Origin of the sequence: Actinomadura bangladeshensis (assembly GCF_004348335.1) — a bacterium.
GTDB classification, from domain to species: domain Bacteria; phylum Actinomycetota; class Actinomycetes; order Streptosporangiales; family Streptosporangiaceae; genus Spirillospora; species Spirillospora bangladeshensis.
Window position 1 is genome coordinate 1 of sequence record NZ_SMJW01000401.1, and the last position, 4,682, is coordinate 4,682.

General features: G+C 66.6%; 2 protein-coding genes. Both read left to right on the forward strand.

Translation table 11 applies throughout. The annotated features are described in order from the left end of the window. Nucleotides 1-4,097 (forward strand): RHS repeat domain-containing protein (locus E1284_RS38580; protein WP_165965598.1); only part of this gene is annotated, 4,097 nt, incomplete at its 5' end. Between the two features lie 80 nt (nucleotides 4,098-4,177). After that, nucleotides 4,178-4,546 (forward strand): DUF7674 family protein, encoded by a 369-nt coding sequence (locus tag E1284_RS38585; RefSeq protein ID WP_131945088.1) that lies wholly within the window; start codon nucleotides 4,178-4,180, stop codon nucleotides 4,544-4,546. Nucleotides 4,547-4,682 lie beyond the last annotated feature (136 nt).

Sequence of the window (4,682 nt, forward strand, 5' to 3'; positions counted from 1 at the left end):
CCAAGCCGAAGAACAAGACCTGGTCCCAGTGGCGCGGCTACGGCCACGTCCGCACCTTCACCGGCGACTACACCAACCCCGCCACCCAATCCGACACCTTCTACCTCCGGGGTATGGACGGCGACCGAAAGAACAAGGACGGCGGCAAGAAGTCGGTCACCGTCTCCGACGGTGAGGGCGGCACCCACACCGACCACGACGCCTTCGCCGGATTCACCCTCAAAACCGTCACCTACGACAAGCCCGGCGGCACCGTCTACTCCAAGACGGTCAACACCCCATGGAAGACACAGACCGCGTCGCGGACGCGATCGTGGGGCACCACCACCGCCAATGTCACCGCTACCGGCACCACCCGGACCTGGACCGCCCAGGACGGCGGCGGCTGGACCGAGACCAAGACCGACAACACCTACCGGGCGTCAGGCCCCGGGGTCGGCCGCCTCGATACGGTCGACGACCTCGGTGACGTCACCTCTGCCGCCGATGACAAGTGCACCCGCACGGACTATGCCGACAACACCGGCGCCTGGATGGTGAACTATCCCTCCCGCGCCGAAACCGTGGCCGTCAACTGCTCGACCACACCCGACCGCTCCACGCAGGTCGTCTCCGACGTCCGCACCTACTACGACGACGCCGGCTTCGGTGACGGCCCCACGGTCGGGAACGTCACCAAGGTCGACAAGATCGCCTCTCACGACGGCGGCACGGCGACCTACGTGACGCAGGGGGAAAGCCGCTACGACGCCTACGGGCGGTCCACGCAGGCCACCGATGCCGCCGGCAACGTCACCACCACCGCCTACACCGAAACCCAAGGGCTCACCACTCAGATCACCACGACCGGCCCGTCGGCCGCCCCTGGGAACGCCTCGACGTCCCTGGTCGGCACCCGGCAACTCGACCCCGCCTGGGGTCTGCCGGTCACCGAACTGGACGTGTCCAACAACAACCTGCGCACCGACCTGACCTATGACCCGCTCGGACGGCTGCAGAAGGTGTGGCTGCCGAACCGGTCGAAGCGCACCGACGATCCCAACTTCGAGTTCGCGTACCAGATCACCGACGGGCAGATCGTCGCGGTGACCACCAAGACCCTGGACGCCGACGGCGCGCAGAAACTCGCCCAGATCGAGATGCTCGATGGCCTGCTGCGCACCCGGCAGGTCCAGGTCCCCGGCCCGGACGGCCGGCTGATCTCCGACACCTTCTACGACGACCGCGGCCAGGTCACCACCACCTACGCCCCCTACACCAGTACCGGCGCCCCCGAAGCCGCCCTGTTCGGGGTCTACGACCCCGGCCAGGTCGAGACCCAGTCCCACACCGAGTACGACGGGCTGGGCCGCAAGACCGTCGAACGCCTGACGACCGAGAACGGCGAACAGCCCGACAGCGAGCTGTGGCGCACCACCTACGACTACGGCGGCGGCAACCGCACGTCCGTCATTCCGCCCGCCGGAGGAATCCCGACGGCCCAGATCACCGATGCCCGCGGCCGGATCAGCGAACGCCGCCAGTACAAGGCCGCCACTCCCACCGGCGACTACGACGCCACCCGCTACACCTACACGCCGGCCGGTGAGATAGCGACGGTCACCGACCCGTCAGGCAACGTCTTCACCAACACCTACGACCTGCGCGGCCGCAAGATCCGCACCACCGACCCCGACAAGGGCGCCGTCACCTTCACCTACAACGCCCTGGACAAGGTCACCTCCACGACGGACGCCCGCGGCGAGAAGATCTTCCTGGACTACGACGGGCAAGGACGCAAGACCGCCGCCCACCGCGGCGCGGCCGACGGTCCGGTCCTGTCCTCCTGGACGTATGACACCGCCATCCGCGGCAAAGGCAAACTCGCCTCGGCAACACGCCACGCCGCCGATGGGGACTACACCACCGGCGTTTACAGGTACGACCCCCTGGGCCGCCCCGAGACCTCCACCCTCACCATTCCCTCCTCCCAAGGGCCTCTTGCGGGGAACTACGGCTTCTCCACCAGTTACAACTTCGACGGCACGGTCAAGGGCCAGACCATGCCGGCGGTCGGCGGGCTTCCCGGTGAGAGCGTCGTCCACGCCTATGATGCCTGGCAGCGTCCCACCGGACTGACCGGCAAGACCACCTACATCAACACCGCCCAGTACACTCCCACCGGCAAACTCACGGTCGTGGAGTACGGCACGGACCCGAGCAAGCAGGCCTGGCAGACCTTCACCTACGAGAAGGGAACCCGGCGGCTGGCCGGCGCCCGCACCAGCCGTGCCGGCCTCGGCGGTGCGGACCGTCACGCCACCTACCACTACACCGACGCCGGCTCCATCACCTCGATCACCGACACTTCCCGCGACGGCGTCGACAACCAATGCTTCAGCTACGACCATCTGCAGCGGCTCACAGAGGCCTGGACCCAGGCCGCCGACGCCTGCGCCGGCGAACCGACGAGTTCGGTGATCGGCGGGCCGGCACCGTACTGGCAGACCTTCACCTACGACACCGCCGGCAACCGCAAGACCCAAACCGTGCACGGTGTCGGAGGCGAGGGCGATACCACACGCACCTACACCTACGCCGACCCGGGGCACGGCAACCGCCTCAACACGATGGTGCAGACCGGCGGAGACGGTGACCGCACCGACACCTACACCTACGACGCCACCGGTAACACCACCACCCGTACGGTCGGCACCGGCTCCGCCGGTCAGACCCTCGGCTGGGACGCCGAAGGCCAACTCACCGAGGTCACCGAGAACGGCACGAGCACCCGTTACATCTACGACGCCGACGGCAACCGCCTCATCCGCGAAGACGCCACCGGCACCACCCTCTACATGCCCGACGGCACCGAACTCCGCGCTCTGACGGGCGCCACCACCGCCACCGGCACCCGCTACTACTCCTTCGCCGGGCAGACCGTCGCGATGCGCACGTCCGACGGCACGGTCACCTACCTGAGCGGCGACGCCCAAGGCACCGCCCAGGTCGCCATCAACGCGGCCACCCAGCAGGCCGCCATCCGCCGCTTCGATCCCTTCGGCAACGTCCGGGGCTTTGACGACAACGCCACCTGGCCGAATGACAAGGGCTTTGTCGGGGGCACGCAGGACCCCACCGGTCTCACCAATCTCGGGGCCCGTCAATACGACCCGTCCACCGGCCGTTTCATCTCCGTGGACTCGCTCATCGACAATGCCGACCCGCAGCAGATGAACGGCTATACCTACGCCAACAGCAGTCCGGTGACCAATAGCGACCCTGATGGCACCATGTGCTGGCACACTCCCGATGGAAACGAGTGCTTCAACGGTGATGGAGTGGACCGCCGTCCGACCCGGAACGGATACGACGTCTACGACGGCAATGGAAACAAGGTTTCCAGTGTCGGGCCCAAGGGTGTAACGAACCTGGTCAACGGGCGAAGCAGCCTGCGCACGAAAGGCCCCGTGGCGAAGGCACCGGAAGTCCGGAACCCCGCTCTGCGTAGAATTCTTGACGATATCTACGCGCACGGGGCGGAGGTGGACGGAGACGGCAAGGCCGGTACGGCGCTGCGCGCCGAACTCGAGGATGGTCTGATGACCAAGGGGCACTACCATGACGTGGACGTCGCGGACCTGTTGAAGAGGCTCGGCTCGCTTCTCGAGGCGGAGCGGAAGGCGCAGGTGCGGGGAGAGGCCGGCTCGGTCCTGTCCGAGGCGGACAAAAAGATTGCCATCAGGGAGGCGATCGAGCTGGCGGATGCGCTCAATGCGGACGACCGGGCCGGTAAGATCACCGAAATGTGGGCCAAGGACCCCCAGCGCAAGTCGAATGTGATGGGGGCGATTCGGAACTTCTTGAAGAGCCCGGCATCGGCGGCGGTCACGGGTGAGAAGTGGGAGCAGGCGCATCCCAAGGCGCGGCCGCGCCGGGTGCCGGGATCGGGCACTCGATTCCGTCCCGGAGGTCTGCTGGGAGGTGGTATCGAGGCGTTCAGCTGGCTCGATCTGCTCATCATGCAAGTCCCGACCGCTGCCTGTTATGTCGGGATGACCTGTGTGCGCGTCGGTGACCAGTGGGTACCGAAGAACGACCCTCGTCTCGTATCTTAGCGAGTCCGTCGGGTGAAGCGCCCGGCCCGGCAGGGGTCGGGCGGTGCGAGTTCGCCAGGGCAAGAGGAAAGTGTGGGCAAGTGCAGGAGATTGGAGATGTCGACGCACTCAAAGAGCGCTTGTGGCATGAATTCCCGGAGGCCAGGGCTGGGATCGAAGAGTTGGAGCGCCGGGAAAGGGAGTTCTTTTTGGAGTATGGTGAGGCGCTCTTCGTCGGCGTTTACGACTACATCTCGGAGATATTCTGGTGGGAGGTTTTCGAGCCCGCCCTGCGGCGTGGTGACGATGGCCTGATCGACAGATGCGCCCGCTTTGTCGAGGTGCTACTCGGGAGTTCCAGCGAACTGATTCGCGAGGCGGTCGACATACGTGTCGTCTCGCATCTGGAGCGGTGGCCGGTCGTGCTGGGATTCGCCGGACCGAGGCTTCATGCCAAGCTGGTGCCGTAGCCGCAGGTGCTAGTGCGGTGACCACGAACGTTCGCCGGGTCTTGTCATGCTGCTTTGGGGCGGGGTCGTCCCCAGCGTTGCTGGCGTTCGCTGCGGACCCGGGCGCGTTCGCGGCGTTGGGCGGCCAGCACGTCGG